A 17330-nucleotide genomic window follows, 5' to 3' on the forward strand; every position below is an offset into this window, starting at 1 on the left:
GCTTACTGGGCGTGCGCGTGGGCCTGCGTGGTTTCCGGTGGTTTCTTCTGCACCGAGACTTCGACGGTGACGTCACCGGCCTTCTCGAAATGCAGGGTCAGCGGGAAGCGTTTGCCGTCACTGAGCAGGCTGCGACCGGTCGGATTGAGCAGCATCACGTGATAGGCCATCGGCGCAAACGTCACGTTGCCGCCGGCCGGAATGGCCACGCTCGGCACTTGCTGCATTTTCATCAGATCGCCCTGCATCACATGTTCATGCAGCTGCGCTTCAGGGGCGATGGGCGAGTCGACGCTGAGCAGGCGGTCGTCAGTCTTGCCGGCGTTGTGAATGATGAAATAGGCGGCGACCGTCGGTGCATTCGGCGGCAGCTCTTGCGACCAGGGATGGGCAATTTCCAGCTCGCCCGCCTTGTATTCGTGGGCATGGGCAAAGCACGCGGGCAACAGCAGCGCAGCGATTACGATGAGTTTGTTCAACATGGCAGTTCTCCAGAACGATTTGAAACGCAGGTCAATTGCGCGAACAAATCAAACCAGAGGGGAGGCGCGGGGATTGAGACTCGGCCATTGCTGGCGCGGAGTAGGTGTTTGCAGTGAGGCGGGCGCCACGCTGCGATTGCTTTCATAACGAGCGAAATACAGCTGCGGCGAGTGCCCCGGCAACGCCACCAACGGCGCCGAGCCTGAGCAGCACCAGCAATGCTGCATGTTCGAATGGTTGTCGTTGCTCGGGGCCTTTTGATCGGTGGTGCCGATGTTGATCGCTACCATCTTGGTCCCGCTGCCGGTGCAGAAACTGCTCCAGAGCAACTGTTCGGCCGGTGAGCTGGCCGCCTGCGCCATTGCTCCCGTCATCGGCATGGCGAGCATGTTGAACAGCACTGCGAAGCAGGCGATCCAGGCAATTGCCAGCCGGTGTCGGTTCATGGGACAGATCCATTGGGTGGGCGATCAGGCGCGGCTATTTAGCCTGATCAGGGCCGATAAGTAAAAAAGCGTCGTGCGGTTTGGTGTCGCAGCGAACTCTTCAATTACTCACTCAATTCACGGGTACGGCATGAACTTGCATATCTACACCAAGCGTAGCGCGGATTACCGAAAATATTTTGGCCAGGTTGTCCATGCTCGGATTGCCTTTGGCTGAAAGCATTCGATGCAAGCTTTTACTCGGCTTTTCGGTCTCCCTCGCGAGCTCTTCGAAGCCGACAGTTGCATTGACGAGGTCGCGCAGAATTATTCTGGCCATTTCTGGCTCGCCATTCAGGAACAGAGTTGCGGCCTCATCCAGTAATGCTTGAGCAAACTCAGGGTCACGTTGGGCGCGTTCTGCGATTGAATGTTTGTAGCTTCGAGTGAGAACCATCAATTACCTCCGGTTCTGTTCAGCTTTTTTTCGAATTCGGAATTCGGCTATCAAGGCTTTCGCCTGTTTGATGTCTTTCTTTTGAGTCGATTTGTCGCCGCCACCAAACAAAATGATCAGACGTTTTCCCTCTTGTATGAGGTAGATCCGGTACCCAGGCCCCCAATTGATTTTGTATTCACCCAAGCCATCGAACCATTTGATATTGGAAGTATTGCCCAATTCCAACCTGACCATGGCATTTGAGACCTTCAGTGCCGCCTGCACAATTAAAGTGGAGATCCACCGACCAAATGGGCTTGATTCGTCTTCTTGTAGATATTCTTCGAGTGTGATCACGGCTAGCTCTGAAGGTAACAAATAGGTTACTTTTCATGCAAGCTGTGGATCTTGCCCTATGAGATGAACTCCGCCAACGCAGCAAGTGTTTCTTGAAGCAACAGAAACTCCCGATCAACACCCGGCAACCCCGGCCGCTTCAACACAATCACCGGCACCCCACGTTCGCGCGCTACTTCCAGCTTTGGCTCGGTGGCGGTGCTGCCGCTGTTCTTGCTGATCAACACATCGATCTGCCGCCGCTCGAACAGCGCTCGCTCATCCTCCAATAGAAACGGCCCACGGGCGCCGATCACTTCGCAGCGTTCGTTGCCGGGGTAGACGTCGAGGGCGCGCAGGGTCCAGAACTGCTCAGCAGGGATTTCTTCGAGGTGTTGCAGTGGTTCGCGGCCGAGGGTGAATAAGGGGCGGCGAAACGGTTTGAGGGCGGTGATCAACTCGGCCCAGTCGCTGACTTCACGCCAGTCATCACCGGGCTGCGGCTGCCAGGCCGGGCGGCGCAAGGCCCAGCAGGGGATGCCAGTCAGGCGTGCGGCGGTCGCGGCATTCTGGCTGATTTGCGCGGCATACGGATGCGTGGCGTCGAGCAGAAGATCGATGCCTTCGTCACGAATGAATTGCGCCAGACCCTCAGCGCCACCATAACCACCGACGCGCACCTGGCAGGTCAGATTCGTCGGCACCCGGCCAACGCCAGCGAGGCTGTAGATGTGTTCTGCCCCGAGCGTGCGGGCAATCGCCAGCGCTTCGGTCACGCCACCGAGCAATAATATGCGCTTCATGCAAAACCTCCGGCATGCCCGACAATCCCGCCCTGACGATCAATCGCAAACACCTCGACCTGCACCTGCGCGGGCACCACGCTAAGGGCGAAATTCAAGGCATGGCGGCAGACCTCATCACCGAGGGCGATCCCCGCCGCACTGGCCATGGCCAATGCCTGCTGGCTGGTATTGGCCTCACGAATGCTTTGCTGCAGCGCCTCTTCGGCGCCAATCGCCGCGGCCCACTCCGCCAGTTGCGGCAAGTCGATGCTCGAATGTCGCGAGTGCAGATCCATGTGCCCGGCCGCCAGTTTGCTGATCTTGCCGAAGCCGCCGCACAGGCTGAGTTTATCCACAGGCACTTTGCGCAGATGCTTGAGCACTGCGCCGACGAAATCGCCCATTTCGATCAGGGCGATTTCCGGCAGATCGTAGACCCGGCGCATGGTGTCTTCGCTGGCGTTGCCGGTGCAGGCTGCGATGTGCAGATAACCGTTGGTTTTCGCCACATCAATGCCTTGATGGATCGAGGCAATGTACGCCGCGCAGGAAAACGGCCGGACGATGCCGCTGGTGCCGAGGATCGACAGCCCGCCAAGAATGCCCAAGCGTGGATTCATGGTTTTCAGCGCCAGCGCTTCGCCGCCCTCGACATTGACCGTGACGTCGAAACCGCCGGCATATCCGGTTTCCGCGGCGAGCAGTGTCAGGTGATCGCTGATCATTTTGCGTGGCACCGGGTTGATTGCCGGCTCACCGACGCCGAGCACCAGGCCCGGCCGCGTTACGGTGCCAACGCCGGCACCAGCATTGAAACGAATCCCCGGTTTACTCAGCAGCCGCACGTGCGAATAAAGCAGGGCGCCGTGAGTCACGTCGGGATCATCGCCCGCATCCTTGATTGTGCCGGCCTCGGCGCCGTCGTCGGTCAAGCGGCAGAACTCCAGACGCATCTGCACCTGTTTGCCTTTGGGCAAGACGATCTGCACCGCATCGGCTGCCAGTCCGCTGAGCAACAGGCGCGCGGCGGCGAGGCTGGTCGCGGTGGCGCAGCTGCCGGTGGTCAGGCCGCTGCGCAGGGGCGCGGGTTGTTCAGCGGTTTCGTCACGCATCGAGGGGTTTGACCAGATCGAGCAGGGTGATCGGCAGCGCCTGCCGCCAGGTGTCGAACCCGCCGAGCGGCTGCGCCTGGGCGACATGGATGCGCGTCAGCTCGCCGCCGAAGCGTTCGCGCCAATTCATCAGGGCCACTTCGCTTTGCAGCGTCACCGCGTTGGCGACCAGACGGCCACCGGGTTTGAGTTGCGCCCAGCAGGTTTCGAACACGCCTTCACGGGTCACGCCGCCGCCGATGAAAATCGCGTCCGGGCGCTCCAGTCCGGCCAGCGCCTGCGGTGCCTTGCCGCGAATCAGTTGCAGACCGGGCACACCCAGCGCATCGCGGTTGTGCTCGATCAATTGCTGGCGACCTTCGTCGGCTTCAATGGCCAAGGCGCGGCAACTCGGGTGCGCGCGCATCCACTCGATGCCGATCGAACCGCTGCCGGCGCCGACATCCCAGAGCAGTTCGCCGGGTGTCGGGGCGAGGCGGGCGAGGGTGATGGCGCGCACATCGCGTTTGGTCAACTGGCCGTCATGCTGGAAGGCCGAATCCGGCAATCCGGCGAGACGCGAAAGGCGTGGCGCTTCGGCATCGGCCAGACATTCGATGGCAATGACATTGAGGTCGGCCACTGACGCGGCATTCCAGGCATTGGCGGTACTGTCGATGCGCCGTTCGGCATCACCGCCAAGATGTTCAAGCACGCTTATGCGACTCGAACCGAAGCCGCGTTCGCCGAGCAATTGCGCGACCGCCGCCGGGCTCTGGCCATCGTTGCTCAGCAATAACAGACGCACGCCGCTGAACAGTTGCGCATTGAGCGCCGCCAGCGGTCGGGCCACCAGCGAAAGCACCACCACCTCCTGCAACGGCCAGCCGAGGCGGGCAGCGGCCAGCGAGCAGGACGACGGGGCGGGCAGGATCAGCATTTCCTCACTTGGCACCTGGCGGGCGAGGCTGGCACCGACGCCGTAGAACATCGGGTCACCGCTGGCCAGCACGCAGACCGCTTCGCCACGCTGTTCCAGCACGGGTGCGAGGGAAAACGGACTCGGCCACAACTGCCGTTCGCCGCGAATGCACGCTGGCAGCAAATCCAGTTGGCGCTGGCCACCGACGATCCGCGAGGCGCCCAGCAGGGCGCGCCGGGCGTTTTTGCCCAGGCCCTTGAAGCCGTCTTCACCGATTCCCACTACCGTCAGCCAGGGTGACATCTATATTCCTCTAAACACGCCGTTCCGACGGGCAGTCTTTTCATGCCAGCGGACAAAGCAGGCATAATACCGCGCCTTCGCCCGCGAAGCGCCTTTCCCACGCAGCCGGTCAGCCCCTTGAACGAACGCCCGATGTCCACCGCTTTACGCCCCTCGGCCTGCCCGGGGTTGCTGCGTATCGTCCAGGCACTGGACGGTGGCATATGCCGGATCAAGCTCAACGGCGGTTCGATCAGCGCCGATCAGGCCGACGCGGTGGCCGAAGCTGCCGAACAGTTCGGCGGGGCTATCGAGGCGACCAACCGCGCCAATCTGCAGATTCGCGGGATCGGCGAGCAATCTGCGGCACTGATCGAGCGCTTGCTTGCCGCCGGCCTTGGCCCGCGCACGGCGGCCGGTGACGATGTGCGCAACCTGATGCTCAGCCCTGCCGCCGGGATCGATCGGCAAATGCAGGTCGACACGCGCGGCCTCGCCGAGCAGATCCTCGACACCTTGCAAAGTCATCCACGGTTCCACGAGCTGAGTGCCAAGTTCGCCGTGCAACTGGATGGCGGTGAAGCGCTGGCGATGCTCGAACATCCCCACGATCTGTGGTTGTCGGCGTTCGAACGTGACGGTGAAACCTGGTTGGCATTCGGTCTGGCTGGATGCCCGACGGATCGCGCGCTCGGCGCCGTGGCGCTGGAACACGGCCATGCGTTGGTGGTGGCGGTGCTGGAGCTGTTTCTGGCATTGGCGCGTCCCGAGCAGACGCGCATGCGCCATTTGCTCGACGAGTTGCCGATGCCGGCGTTTCTTGAACAACTGAACACGCGTTTGCCGATCAAGCCGCTCAGCGATTGGCAGCGCACCGCCGGGGCGGACGATCTGCACATCGGCGTTCATCCGCAAAACAATGCGGGTCAGGTGTATATCGGTGCGGTGCCGGCGCTGGGGCGTCTCGACCCGGCGATGTTGCGCGGGGCTGCGCAACTGGCCCGCCGGTTCGGCAATGGCAGTCTGCGTTTCACACCCTGGCAAAGCCTGCTGGTGCCGGACGTCGACACCAGCGATGCGGTTCAAGTGCTGGAAGGTCTTGAGCAACTGAACCTGTTGACCCGCGCTGCCGAACCCCTCTCACGCCTGATCGCTTGCAGCGGTGCCAGTGGCTGCGGTAAAGGCCTGGCCGACACCAAGCAGGATGCCCGCCATCTGGCGACGTTGCTGCCCTCGGCCCTCAACGTTCACCTCAGTGGCTGCCCGCGCTCGTGCGCCGCCGCCCACTGTGCCCCGGTGACGTTGCTGGCCGTCAATCCGGGTCATTACGACCTCTATTTTCGCGATGCGACGCTGCCGGGTTTCGGCGCGCTGCACGCACGCAACCTTACTATTGAAGCGGCCGCGACTCTGCTCGCCGCCCGCGCTCGGAGCCCCATTGATGCTTGATTACATCCGCGACGGTCAGGAGATTTATCGCAACTCCTTCGCGATCATTCGCAGCGAGGCCAATCTGGCGCGCATCCCGGCCGATCTGGAAAAACTCGCGGTGCGGGTGATTCACGCCTGCGGCATGGTCGAAGCGGTCGACGGTCTGCAATTCTCCGAAGGCGCGGGCAAGGCCGGGCGCGATGCGCTGGCCGCCGGTGCACCGATTCTTTGCGATGCGCGAATGGTCTCCGAAGGCGTGACCCGTGCGCGCCTGCCGGCTAACAATGAAGTGATCTGCACTTTGCGCGACGAGAGCGTGCCGGAATTGGCCCGTGAGCTGGGCAATACCCGTTCCGCCGCTGCACTTGAGTTGTGGCGTCCGCACCTGGAAGGCAGCGTGGTGGTGATCGGCAACGCGCCGACCGCGCTGTTCTATCTGTTGGAAATGCTCGACGCCGGCGCACCGAAACCGGCGCTGATCCTCGGCTTCCCGGTCGGCTTCGTCGGCGCCGCCGAATCGAAAGCCGCACTGGCCGCCGACAGCCGTGGCGTGCCGTTCGTGATCATGCAGGGCCGCCTCGGTGGCAGCGCCATGGCCGCCGCCGCCGTCAATGCCCTCGCCACGGAGATCGAATGATGCAGGCCAAAGGACGTTTGCTTGGCCTGGGCGTCGGCCCGGGTGATCCGGAACTGATTACTGTCAAAGCCCTGCGCTTGCTGCGCGAATCGCCGGTGGTGGCGTACTTCGTCGCCAAAGGCAAAAAGGGCAACGCGTTCGGCATCATCGAGGCGCATCTGCAACAGGCGCAGAACCTGCTGCCTCTGGTCTACCCGGTGACCACCGAAGCGCTGCCGGCGCCGCTTTCCTATGAGCAGGTGATCAGCGATTTCTACGACGAAGCCGCCGAGACGCTCGCCGCTCATCTGGATGCCGGTCGCGATGTCGCGGTGATCTGTGAGGGCGATCCGTTCTTCTACGGTTCCTACATGTACCTGCACGATCGCCTCGCCAGCCGTTATGAAGCGCAAGTGGTGCCGGGCGTGTGCTCGATGCTGGGCGGCGCTTCGGTGCTCGGCGCGCCGCTGGTGTATCGCAATCAGAGTCTGTCGGTGCTCTCGGGCGTGTTGCCCCATGAAGAGCTGAAGCGACGTCTGGCCGATGCCGACGCGGCGGTGATCATGAAGCTGGGGCGCAACTTCCCGAAAGTGCGTCAGGTGTTGGAAGAACTCGGGCTGGCCGAGCGCGCGCTGTATGTCGAGCGCGCAACCATGGCCAATCAGAAGATCGTGCCGATGGATCAGGTCGAGCCGATGTCGTCACCGTACTTCTCGCTGATCATCGTGCCGGGCGAACGGTGGCAAGGCTGATGACTCAATCTACGCCAGCCATTGTCATTCTCGGTCAGGGCAGCCTGGCCACCGCGCGGCGCATTCAGCAGGTCTTTCCGGCAGCGCAGATCCACGGCCTCGCCGGGCGGGTCGAAGGCGCCGATTGCACCTATCAGGAGTTCGGCGCGACCCTGCGCGCCTTGTATCAGCAGGACACGCCGATCATTGCCCTGTGCGCCGCCGGCATCGTCATTCGCACGCTGGCGCCGCTGTTGCTGGAAAAGGGCGCCGAACCGGCAGTGCTCGCCGTGGCCGAAGACGGCAGCGCTGTGGTGCCGCTGTTGGGTGGCCTTGGCGGGGTGAATGTCATGGCGCGGGAAATCGCTGCCGGGCTGCAAGTTGCAGCCGCGATCACCACCAGCGGCGAGTTGCGTTTTGGCACCTGCCTGCTCAACCCACCGAGCGGTTACGCGCTGGGCGATCTGGAACTGGGCAAGCGCTTCGTCTCCGATCTGTTGGCCGGTCACAACGTGCGCATCGAAGGCGCGGCGCCGTGGCTGGATCAGGCGCAATTGCCTGAAGACCCGCAGGCGCAGCGCTCGATTCATGTCGGCAGTGCCGCGCGTGAGGCGAGTGCCAGTGAGTTGCTGATCTATCCACGCAGCGTGGCGGTGGCGGTGAGTGCCGACACAGCGGACCTGGCGAGTGCCGTTCGCAGCGCGTTGCAGCAGGCGCAAATCGCCGGACAATCGCTGGCCTGTCTGCTGGCCAGCGAGACGCAAATGGCTTCGCCACTTTTGCGTGAAGCGGCGCTTGAACTGGGTGTGCCGCTGCGTTTTGTCGCGGCGCAACGCGACCTCGAAACCCTGGCGCGTGTCGCAGTGCCTGCGGCGACGGTCGTGGCTGGCCACGGCGTGGCAATTGCGGTCGCCGAACAGCCGTTGGATGTTTCCAGCCTTGGCCGGCCACGTGGTCGTCTCGCGGTGATCGGCCTCGGCCCCGGCGCCGCCGAACTGATGGTGCCCGCGGTGAAGGCCGAACTGGCTCGCGCCACCGATGTGCTCGGTTACGAAACCTACGTACGCATGGCCGGGCCGTTTCGCGACGATCAAGTGCAGCACTGCACCGACAACCGCGAAGAGATGCAGCGCGCCCGTCACGCCTTCCGGCTGGCCGCTGAGGGGCGCTCGGTGATTGTCGTGTCCTCGGGTGATCCCGGTGTGTTCGCCATGGCGGCGGCAGTGCTCGAAGCCTTGCACGAGTCGACGGACCCGGCGTGGCACAGCGTTGATCTGGAGATTCTGCCGGGTGTTTCCGCTTCGCTGGCCACCGCCGCACAGGCCGGGGCGCCACTGGGCCATGACTTCTGCGTGATGTCGCTGTCGGACAACCTGAAACCCTGGTCGATCATCGAAAAACGTCTGGATCTGGCCGCTGAAGCGGATCTGGCCCTGGCCTTCTACAACCCGATCTCCCGTGCACGTCCGTGGCAACTGGGTCGGGCGCTGGAGATCGTCGCGCAGCATCGCACGCCTGAAACACCGGTGGTATTGGGCCGTGACATCGGCCGTCCGGGACAGACCCTGCGCACCACGACACTCGGCGCATTAACCCCCGAACAAGTGGATATGCGCACCATGGTGTTGATTGGATCGTCGACTACTTGCACGTTCCCGCGCGGCGACGGCGGTGTCTGGGTTTACACACCGCGTTGGTACGGTGAAAAGCCTGGGGCTTGAGAAAGTCATGTTGAGCGTTTAGCGAAGTTGTAAGCAACTTGGTTAGGCGTGATATCAGGTTAACGATTCGGATTGAATCATCGCGCTCGAACACGAGGCCGCCAATCTTCTGGATTGGCGGCCTCGTGCGTTTGTGCGCGGGTAAGAAAACAGGCAATTCATTGCCGCATGGTTCAAGTGCAAACCTCGAGTGTTATGGGGTGTTTCACTGGACATTGTTTGAGTTTGTTCGGGTTTGAGTGTGCTGCTTCGGCTCAATAGTTTCGTGGCGAATGAAGCCGCTATTGAAGAAGTGCCACGATGAAAACCAATAAGCAGTATGAAATCCTTTCCGCCAAAGACTTCTCGCAACTTGAGCGGGCGCTGAGCGAGTTTGCCGACAGCGCTGAATACAAGGCGTTGCTATCGCACTATGAACTTGCCGGGCAAGTAATTGACGACCCGCAACGTCTGCTGTCGACCAAGCTGTTGCAGGAGGCGCTGGAGTCGTTGCTCCAACGCAAGGCTCAGCCCGTTTCCGAAGCCATCAGCCAGATCCGCTCGAATCTGGCCAAATCAGTCGCCAGGCTGGAGGACACGCACGCCATGCTCCATGGCGTGGCCAGACCCGTGGCGAAAATCATGCATTTCGTCTGGGTGGGCGGCAGTGAAGTCGGGGCCAATCAGCGCGACTATATGAACATCTGGCGCCAGGTGCTGGAGCCGCAGGGTTACCGCTTCAACCTCTGGTATGACAGCGATGCATTGCTCGCCTTTGAAATGAACCGGGTGATCCTCGACAGCGCCAGGGTGGATGCTCTGGAGTCGGGTGGTGACAAGGTCAGCAAGGCTTTCCAGTTGTCGCAGATGATCGAAGACCGTGCGCGGGTGTTGAAGCAGCAGATGTTTGCCCATCTGCAGCAAGCGCAGTGGCGGGGGCGAGCCGACGAAGCGCGTATCGACTTGATGGTGCGTGCCTACGGCAAGGATCGGGCAACGCTCGAAGCCTTTCGCCAACGCTGCCTGCAGACGCATCAGGCGATGGTCGCAACGGACCTGCAACTGCGCGATGTCAGCCACGAATTTGCCGGGCACTTTTTGCAGGATGTCTATCAGCGCGAGGTGGCCATGCGCGGCAACTTTGCGGCGGCAAGCGATGTCGTGCGCTTGCAGGCCGAATACCTGGAAGGTGGCCGTTACAGCGATATGGATTACTTGCCGCCACTGGCCGACACGCTGGCCGGCGTCGATATGCTCAGCGTCGGAGGAGAAGGCCGCATCGGCGTTTTGCAATTGCTGCTGAACCACAATGAAGCGTTGATGCCGGGGCGCGATCGCCAGCGTTATCTCGACCGTACTGACAAGATCCCTGCGCAACACCTCGAGGCATTGACGGCGTTTGCCCGCGAGCGACACCCGCTCAGTGAGATCTTTGTCGCACCGCAAGATCACGCGGTGCCGCAGGACGCGATGCGCTTGGGCACGGCCTATGGCCTGCCGGACTGGACGGAAATGAATGCGCACATTCTGGCCCATCCCGGCAGTGCCATGACCCTGGCGTACATGCAGATGATCCGCCTCAATTATGACTGCCTGCTGGAAGTGGAGCAGCGTGCGGCAGTCGCCGGCATCGACGCGACGGATCAGGCGCGGATGTTCGATGTGATCGAGAATGTGGTCAATGAAGCTCAGGCGCAGGGCAAACTGCCTGAAGCGCAGGGCGATGTGTTCCGCTCCAAACTGATCGACGCGATTTTTACCTATTACCGCGATGGCATTCGCCTCGAAGCGCGCGGCACCATCACCTTGACCGGTCCGGGGGCTGCGGCTGCCGCGCTGCTCAAATACATAGAGCAGCACTTGCAACCCGATCGGCATGTGCAGATCCGTGAGCGCTTGAAGTTGCTTGAGGGCTACAACACCCACACCGAGGAAGAGCTGATCTCCGGCTGGACCGTCGACGGCAAGGCCGAGCAATGGTTGCTGGAGGAGCGGGAGAAGTGGCGAACCGGCAAGCTCAAATCGCGCTACGCCGGTCAGATGACGGACCTGCTGAAAGCGCACACGCTGACGTTCAAGCAGGGCTGGCCGGTTATTGAAGGCAAGCCGGTTTTACTGACCTCGGTGTTGCAGCAACTGCTGGACGATCTGGGCGAGCCGTTCCTGCGTGCGATGCAGGAGAAGTTGAGCGGCGACATTACCTTCAATTCAGCGATTTTCATCGGCTTCGATAGCCGTGAGCAGATACGCGCGCAGACCGTCAGTGAAATTCCGCTTTCCCATGGCGCGGAGTCCACCCGCAATCTCAATGAGCTGTTCACCCGCGTCGCCCATGGCTCGCTGGTCGTTGAGCAGCTCAGCCCGCTGCAACGCGTCATTCTCGGCGGAATGTTGGGGGCAAACAGTCTCGATGCCGCCGGGTTTGCCCCGGTCTGGCAGAGCGTTATGGACATCGCCCGGGAAACCGCTGAGGGCGGCTTGTTCGCCCGTTACCACGCGCTTGAAAAGGCCCTGATTCAGCAGGCATCGGCGACCTTCGAGGCCGCGCTGGCCGGCGCGAGCATCCAGGGTACGCACACTTCGCGCGAGCTCAAGGCGTTGGCGATGAGCGAACCGCTGACGCTGAAACAGTGGGGCGCGCGCATCGGCCAGATCAATCACACGGCGCAGCGTGAATACCACAGGCAGATTTTCAAGCGTGGTGGCCAGGTGCGGGAGGTGTTCCTGCAGTCCGGCGCCGTGTCCGTCAGGCAGCTGCCGCAGGATTTGTTGAGGCGCAGCACAGGCGACCCGGGACGCCGTTGCTATCCGTTGGCGTTGTTGATCGGCGCTGCTGTGGCGTCCGGCGCGTCGGCCGAGCGTGCACTGATCGGACGTGTGGCCAATGCCAGCCTGAGTCCCGGAGACGTTGATTCGCGGGCATTGCTCAGCGCGCTGGATGAGCTGCGCGAGGTGCCCGCGCGTGCCATCGGACAAACTCGCGGCCAGCACAGCCTCGACAGCGTGATACAGACCCTGGAGGCGAAAACCACCCCCGGCGTCCTGTTGCTCGATACGGGCAATCACGCTTTGCTGGTTGCCAAAGTGCAGGTGGATGAGCAAACGGTCTATCGCTTTTATGATCCCAATTTTGCGATTTATGGATTTGCCGCAAGCGCAGAAATGAAGCAGGGCGTGGCGCGTTATTTAAGTGACGACGGCAACACGCTGGCGAGGTTGTATGGCCTGACCGATATCGACACCGCGCAGTTTGATGTGATCGAGCTGGACACCGTTGCGCTCGCCGAGCGGACGTTGTCTTCCGGGTTGCGCGTCGAGAGCTTTTTGCAAACTGCAGGCATCGCCGAGCATCAGGCGGCTTCAGTGTGGGCAAAGCAAGCCGTGGCACGCACCCGCTCACTCAGTGAAAACGCGCGCCTGGGGGCGAGCCTTGCGCAGTTGGACGCGCGTTACTGGGCTCAGGAATTTGCTCAGGCAACCCGACAACTCCGCGCTGAGCAGACGCTGGGGCACAACTATCTGCCGCTGCTGGAGACACTCAAGGCAAACCCGGACACGGGTTATTCGCTGACGCTGGTGGATGCGCAGAATCCGTCCAGATCGCTGACGGTCAACACCGTCGATGCACGGTTTGAGCGGTTTAAAAAACACCTTCAGCGTTTGCTCACCACGGTGGCGGGCAAGCCGACTGCCGCGCTCGAGGCCGACGGCGGCAGTCGTCTGAGTTTCGCTTTCGCGATCCAGACGCTGATCACTGAAATGCGTCAGCGCGACTATCAGACTGCCGGCGAGCAAGTGCCAACCTTGTCGATAGCCCTGCAAGTGCAGGTCTATATCAGTTACGCACAGTTGGGTTTTGGCGTGCTGAGCGACACGGCGCAGACGGTTCAGCTGGTGCGTCAGGTGGTGGCCAGCGAACGGGCCTTGGCCCTGGGGCGGTCGTCGCTGCCGGGGCGGCTGTTGGGGCGAGCTGTCACGGGTGGCGGTTTGGTCTTTTCCCTCGCCAACATCGGCTTCGACCTGCATAACCTGTCGGTGGCCGAGAACCATGAGCAGCGCTCACGCTTCTCCACCTCACTGGCGTTCAACGTTGCGGCATTGGGGCTGGATGTGGTCGCGTTGGCCGCCGGCGGGGTGGTGGGCGCGGGGGCGGCCGTTCTGTCGGTGCCGCTGCTGGGTGTCGGCATCGGGGTGACGGCGATTGCCAGCAACCTGGGGCAGATCAGGGACAAGGCCACGGCGGTGGGCAATCATCTGCGGGCGATCCGCCTTGCATACCGGCGCGGTGCCTGCACCTTGAAGGACGGCGTGCTGCAATTTCCCGCAGAGGCGGTCATCGTCAGTCTGAACCTGCAAACCAATGAAGTGCGTTTCGACAGCCAGAAGTTTTACCCGTGGACGGGCGGGCCACTGGAACTGCCGCAGTACAACGATGACCCGAAGGCTATTCACCTGTCCCTCGATATCCGCCAGGCACTTGGGCTGCCCGAGGTCGTTTATCTTGAGCGCGACGAAACCGAGGCGCTGGAGACGCTGGTGCTGCCGTGCACGCCGATCTGCCATTACGGTTACGAGTATCAGCTGAAGGGGCTGGGCGGATACACCTACGAACCCCTTCCCGGCGAGGTCGGGGACGCTGGCGATATCCCCGCTGAAACCCGCTACCCGCAAGTGACGGAGCGCATGGCGGACGCTGTGGAGTATGACCAACACGGAAACCGGCGCTTCTATCTCACCACCAATCCTTCGCTGCCGCACATTCTGTACAAGCTGCATCCGGTCTATCAACCGACAGACATCAGCGTGGTGCTGGACAGTCAGGTACGCCAGTTGGTGGTGCCGACCCTGGAAGCGCTGGTGCACAACAGGATTTCCTACGCAATCAGCGCCCCCGAAGGGCAATACCGGATCAGGCTTGCACCCGGCATCGTCTCGGTCAGATTTCATGGCCCTGCCAAGTGGCGGGTGCAGGCGACCTGGGCTCGCCTGGAGCAGGTCACAATAGTCGCCCCGGATCGAGAAAATGATGACGAAGGCCAACTGATGGTCGACGGTGTGGTGTTGTCGGTTTTCGAGGGCTGGATTGAACTGGCCGAGGGCCTGTTCCGGGTCGACTGGTGGGAACGCTGCCTGCGTTTGCAGTCCGTTACCCTCGATGATCAAAACCGCCTGCCGCAAGTACTGGCGCTGCTGCGCCAGCACGCCCGCGAAGGCCGACTGGTCGCAAACGCGGTGCCGCTGTACAAATTCCGAGTGGCGGCCGCGCCGACGGTGCTGAGCACTGCCTGGTATGACGCGACCAGCGATCGTCTGTTGTACGCGCGCAATCTGCCGCGCGCGGTGAACGAGGGGCTGGTATTGGCTGGCGCCAGTTCCCGCCATGCCTGGTTCTACCATCCGCAACGGGCGACGGTCTGGCGTGTCGACGCGATCACCGGCACGGTCGTGCATCGCTACCGCTTGATGAATCCCGCGAGCGGGTCGCACATCATGGGTTGTGTCCAGGACGCCGATGGCAGCCTGCGAATGTTGCAACGCCTGCAGATCGACGCCCGGATAACTGAAACCGAAACCACACTGGAGTATCGCGTCAGCGATTCGGCCGTGGTGCTGACGGGCATCAAGTCATCGTTTATCGAGGAACCCACCGCGCGCCCCGGGCAGGGCGATTTGCATCACTTCACGCGCTTCGGCGCGTACAACGATGAAACCCCTGGCATGGCCAATGCCCTCAGTTCCTGGGCGTATGCGCCGTTCGTTTACGCACGCACCTACTACTTTGAAGGGCTGCGCCGGCGTGCCTGGATCAACAAGCGCACGGGCCGCTATTTTTCGGCGGGGCTGGGCAGTGAGGCGGACATGGTCATGTTGATGCCGGCCGATCCCGAGGGCGATGCGCTGCTTTTTTATAGCAAGCTAGCGCAGACCATCAGCCGAGGTGTCGAGCCGACGGTCGGGCAGTTCATCAACCGGGTCATCGAGCGCGATGTGGTCGACGTCACCCAATCGCTCGGCCGCTACTTGGCCACCAAGACCGATGGCCGCCTCTTCGAGGTCGACATCCGCCTCAACGATGAACAGTGGAGGGATGGAATTCCCACTGCGAGCATTCTGAAATTTGCCGGCCTCGGCCCGCGATGGCTGCAGCTCAATCCTGACTGGCTGGACGCCTTGCCTGCGCTGGCAAAAACGTACAAGTCCGAACCTTTTCCGCTCATCGGATTGGCCAATGGCGCAGGTCATGCGTTTCTTGTGGCGTGGTGCATCGATGAGCAATTCGTCGTGTCTGACATCGGCCCGGAAGTGCAGTTGACGCCGTTGGGACTGACGCCGGACAAACAGGCCGCATGGTTGCTGGATGGCTCGTCCGGAGGACTCTATCGCCAGCCGACTATTGCGATCGAGACATTGCGTGGCGCATTTGCTGCGGGACCGCAGCGTGCGAGTCCCGAGCAACTGCCCAAGGCAGCAAAGGTCTGGTCGCAGTGGTCGTTTGCCAACGTGTTGACGCATGGGCAAGGACTGCTCGGGCAAACCCGCGACGGAGTCAATGTCGAGCTGCACGATCAGCAGCCTGCGCGGATCATCAGCGTGGAAAATCGCTGGTCGCACGCGCAGGATCAGACGGCTGAGCAGTGGCGTTCGCGCTTGAAGGCTTTGCTCGCGGGGCAGGTTCACGCGCAGGTCCTGCCGGTCGAACATACCGGCACGCGCTACACGTATTACCTGCCGGCGACGGATCGCTTGTTTGAGGTTACCGGCCGTTACGCGGGACAGTGGCCGGCGTTTCTTGGCTCGCGCCATAACACCGCAGCGCTGCTGTTCGACCCGGTTGACGGACTTGTCTTCAGCGCAGGCCCCGGCGATTCTGATCGTGTCTGGATTCCGGGCTGCCACGCCCAGCGTGAAGGCGCGGTGTTGTCCCTGTCCTTGAGCGATGACGTGACCGATGTCAGCGCATTGTTACCCGATGGCATCGACACGCTGATTCTGGCCTTCGGTTCCCGGGAAACCGGGTATCGGATTACTGACGAAACCTGGCAGCGTCTGGACTGCATCGTGGTCGATACGCGGGTGGCAGAGAGCGATGAAGATTGGGACACCAACCTGCTGCTCCTCGACATGTCCGACTGCGCGCACCTGTTGATGTCGCGGGTTGAAGGGCATCTGGTGTTTGCCGACCCGGACAGTGCGCGCACTCTGATTGTGCGCAATGTCGAACCCCGAGACGGTGAGGAAGGCACGCCAATGGAAATAACGGTCAGGCTCGATGAGCGGGTCCACTGCACGTTTACCCTCGCCGATTGGTTGCAGCGTTTTGCCCAGGTGCAGGGCGCTAACGCCGTGGTCTGTCTGAACGAGCTGATCGAGGCTGCGCTTTGAACCAGAAACCGATGTAGAAGCAAAAAGGGCCGTGAAAAATGAATTCACGGCCCTTGGCAAAGCGGTATGCGGTTTCAACGGTGCGCTGGCTCAGGGCACCAGATAGCCTTTGACTCCGGTAAAGATGATCTGCGCCGCCAGGGCACAGACAAACAATCCCATCAGACGGCTGACGATCTGCAACCCCTGATCCCCCAGAATCCGCTCGATACGATTGGACAGGTACAGCACCACGCCGACGGTAAAACTGGCCAGGGCAATACTCATGATCGCGGTGAGCTTGTCGTCCCAGTGCGGCTGGCTAACGCCCATTACCAGCAAGGCTCCGATGGTGCCCGGGCCGACGGTCAGGGGGATGGTCAGCGGCACGATGGTGACGTCCTGCTGCACATTGTCGGCCTGTACCGCCGGTTTGCCCTGCGCCATGCCCAGCGCCGAAATGAACAATACGCTGCCGGCGCCGATGCGGAATGCATCCACGGTGATGCCGAACACGTCGAAAATCACCCGCCCGAACAGATACAGCAAGACGCTGGAGACCAGCGTCGCCACCGCAACTTTCCAGGCCAGACGCCGTTGCTCCTTGCGCGAATAACCGCGGGTCAGGCTGATAAAGCAGGACAGCACGAAGAAGGGGCTGTAGAGCACCAGCATCTTCAGGTAAACGCTGAACAACACATGGAGCATGGTGCAAGCTCACTGGCGA

13 protein-coding genes are annotated in these 17330 nt (G+C 61.9%); 5 read left to right on the forward strand and 8 right to left on the reverse strand.

The window, feature by feature from the left end:
* Positions 1–2 precede the first annotated feature (2 nt).
* The 7 genes from M9827_RS01595 to cbiE all read right to left on the reverse strand — a co-directional run bounded on the left by M9827_RS01595 (position 3) and on the right by cbiE (position 4784).
* Entirely contained in the window at positions 3–482 is a 480-nt protein-coding gene (locus tag M9827_RS01595) for a copper chaperone PCu(A)C (RefSeq protein ID WP_250602989.1), read from the reverse strand.
* A gap of 48 nt (positions 483–530) precedes the next feature.
* Positions 531–929, reverse strand: coding sequence for a DUF2946 domain-containing protein (locus M9827_RS01600; RefSeq protein ID WP_250602990.1), 399 nt, complete (start codon positions 927–929; stop codon positions 531–533).
* Between the two features lie 112 nt (positions 930–1041).
* Positions 1042–1365 (reverse strand): helix-turn-helix domain-containing transcriptional regulator, encoded by a 324-nt coding sequence (locus tag M9827_RS01605; RefSeq protein ID WP_025111781.1) that lies wholly within the window; start codon positions 1363–1365, stop codon positions 1042–1044.
* 3 nt (positions 1366–1368) lie between these two features.
* On the reverse strand, positions 1369–1704 hold the full coding sequence (locus M9827_RS01610) for a type II toxin-antitoxin system RelE/ParE family toxin (protein WP_250602991.1): 336 nt from the start codon (positions 1702–1704) through the stop codon (positions 1369–1371).
* Between the two features lie 56 nt (positions 1705–1760).
* Positions 1761–2486, reverse strand: coding sequence for a cobalt-precorrin-6A reductase (locus M9827_RS01615; RefSeq protein ID WP_250602992.1), 726 nt, complete (start codon positions 2484–2486; stop codon positions 1761–1763).
* Complete coding sequence (locus M9827_RS01620; RefSeq protein WP_250602993.1) at positions 2483–3580, reverse strand: cobalt-precorrin-5B (C(1))-methyltransferase; 1098 nt, start codon at positions 3578–3580, stop codon at positions 2483–2485. The genes M9827_RS01615 and M9827_RS01620 overlap by 4 nt, the downstream gene beginning before the upstream one ends.
* Positions 3573–4784, reverse strand: coding sequence for a precorrin-6y C5,15-methyltransferase (decarboxylating) subunit CbiE (gene cbiE / locus M9827_RS01625; protein ID WP_250602994.1), 1212 nt, complete (start codon positions 4782–4784; stop codon positions 3573–3575). The genes M9827_RS01620 and cbiE overlap by 8 nt, the downstream gene beginning before the upstream one ends.
* Positions 4785–4916: 132 nt before the next feature.
* On the opposite strand from cbiE, the gene cobG reads away from it, so the two are divergent.
* From cobG to M9827_RS01650, 5 genes are all read left to right on the forward strand, one after another.
* A complete protein-coding gene (gene cobG / locus M9827_RS01630; RefSeq protein WP_284676729.1) occupies positions 4917–6212 on the forward strand; it encodes a precorrin-3B synthase in 1296 nt (431 codons plus the stop codon).
* Positions 6205–6831 carry a precorrin-8X methylmutase gene (locus M9827_RS01635; protein WP_007914573.1) on the forward strand — a complete coding sequence of 209 codons (627 nt, stop codon included), beginning with the start codon at positions 6205–6207 and terminating at the stop codon, positions 6829–6831. The genes cobG and M9827_RS01635 overlap by 8 nt, the downstream gene beginning before the upstream one ends.
* A complete protein-coding gene (locus M9827_RS01640; protein WP_407082799.1) occupies positions 6828–7562 on the forward strand; it encodes a precorrin-2 C(20)-methyltransferase in 735 nt (244 codons plus the stop codon). The genes M9827_RS01635 and M9827_RS01640 overlap by 4 nt, the downstream gene beginning before the upstream one ends.
* Positions 7562–9262 (forward strand): precorrin-3B C(17)-methyltransferase, encoded by a 1701-nt coding sequence (cobJ, locus tag M9827_RS01645; RefSeq protein WP_250602996.1) that lies wholly within the window; start codon positions 7562–7564, stop codon positions 9260–9262. The genes M9827_RS01640 and cobJ overlap by 1 nt, the downstream gene beginning before the upstream one ends.
* 300 nt (positions 9263–9562) lie before the next feature.
* Positions 9563–16624, forward strand: a complete 7062-nt coding sequence (locus M9827_RS01650; protein ID WP_250602997.1) for a TcdA/TcdB pore-forming domain-containing protein — start codon at positions 9563–9565, stop codon at positions 16622–16624.
* 90 nt (positions 16625–16714) lie between these two features.
* Here the strand turns inward: M9827_RS01650 and tspR are convergent, their stop codons facing one another.
* Positions 16715–17311: a type III secretion system genes modulator TspR gene (gene tspR / locus M9827_RS01655; protein ID WP_025111770.1), complete on the reverse strand. Its 597-nt coding sequence runs from the start codon at positions 17309–17311 to the stop codon at positions 16715–16717.
* Between the last annotated feature and the right edge of the window lie 19 nt (positions 17312–17330).

This window comes from Pseudomonas sp. AKS31 (genome assembly GCF_023634765.1).
Lineage (GTDB): Bacteria > Pseudomonadota > Gammaproteobacteria > Pseudomonadales > Pseudomonadaceae > Aquipseudomonas.

Coding starts and splice junctions, on each gene's coding strand:
- M9827_RS01650 (WP_250602997.1), top strand. CDS start 9,563: ATGAAAACCAATAAGCAGTATGAAATCCTTTCCGCCAAAGACTTCTCG.
- M9827_RS01615 (WP_250602992.1), bottom strand. CDS start 2,486: ATGAAGCGCATATTATTGCTCGGTGGCGTGACCGAAGCGCTGGCGATT.
- tspR (WP_025111770.1), bottom strand. CDS start 17,311: ATGCTCCATGTGTTGTTCAGCGTTTACCTGAAGATGCTGGTGCTCTAC.
- cbiE (WP_250602994.1), bottom strand. CDS start 4,784: ATGTCACCCTGGCTGACGGTAGTGGGAATCGGTGAAGACGGCTTCAAG.
- cobG (WP_284676729.1), top strand. CDS start 4,917: ATGTCCACCGCTTTACGCCCCTCGGCCTGCCCGGGGTTGCTGCGTATC.
- M9827_RS01605 (WP_025111781.1), bottom strand. CDS start 1,365: ATGGTTCTCACTCGAAGCTACAAACATTCAATCGCAGAACGCGCCCAA.
- M9827_RS01640 (WP_407082799.1), top strand. CDS start 6,828: ATGATGCAGGCCAAAGGACGTTTGCTTGGCCTGGGCGTCGGCCCGGGT.
- M9827_RS01620 (WP_250602993.1), bottom strand. CDS start 3,580: ATGCGTGACGAAACCGCTGAACAACCCGCGCCCCTGCGCAGCGGCCTG.
- M9827_RS01635 (WP_007914573.1), top strand. CDS start 6,205: ATGCTTGATTACATCCGCGACGGTCAGGAGATTTATCGCAACTCCTTC.
- M9827_RS01595 (WP_250602989.1), bottom strand. CDS start 482: ATGTTGAACAAACTCATCGTAATCGCTGCGCTGCTGTTGCCCGCGTGC.
- M9827_RS01600 (WP_250602990.1), bottom strand. CDS start 929: ATGAACCGACACCGGCTGGCAATTGCCTGGATCGCCTGCTTCGCAGTG.
- cobJ (WP_250602996.1), top strand. CDS start 7,562: ATGACTCAATCTACGCCAGCCATTGTCATTCTCGGTCAGGGCAGCCTG.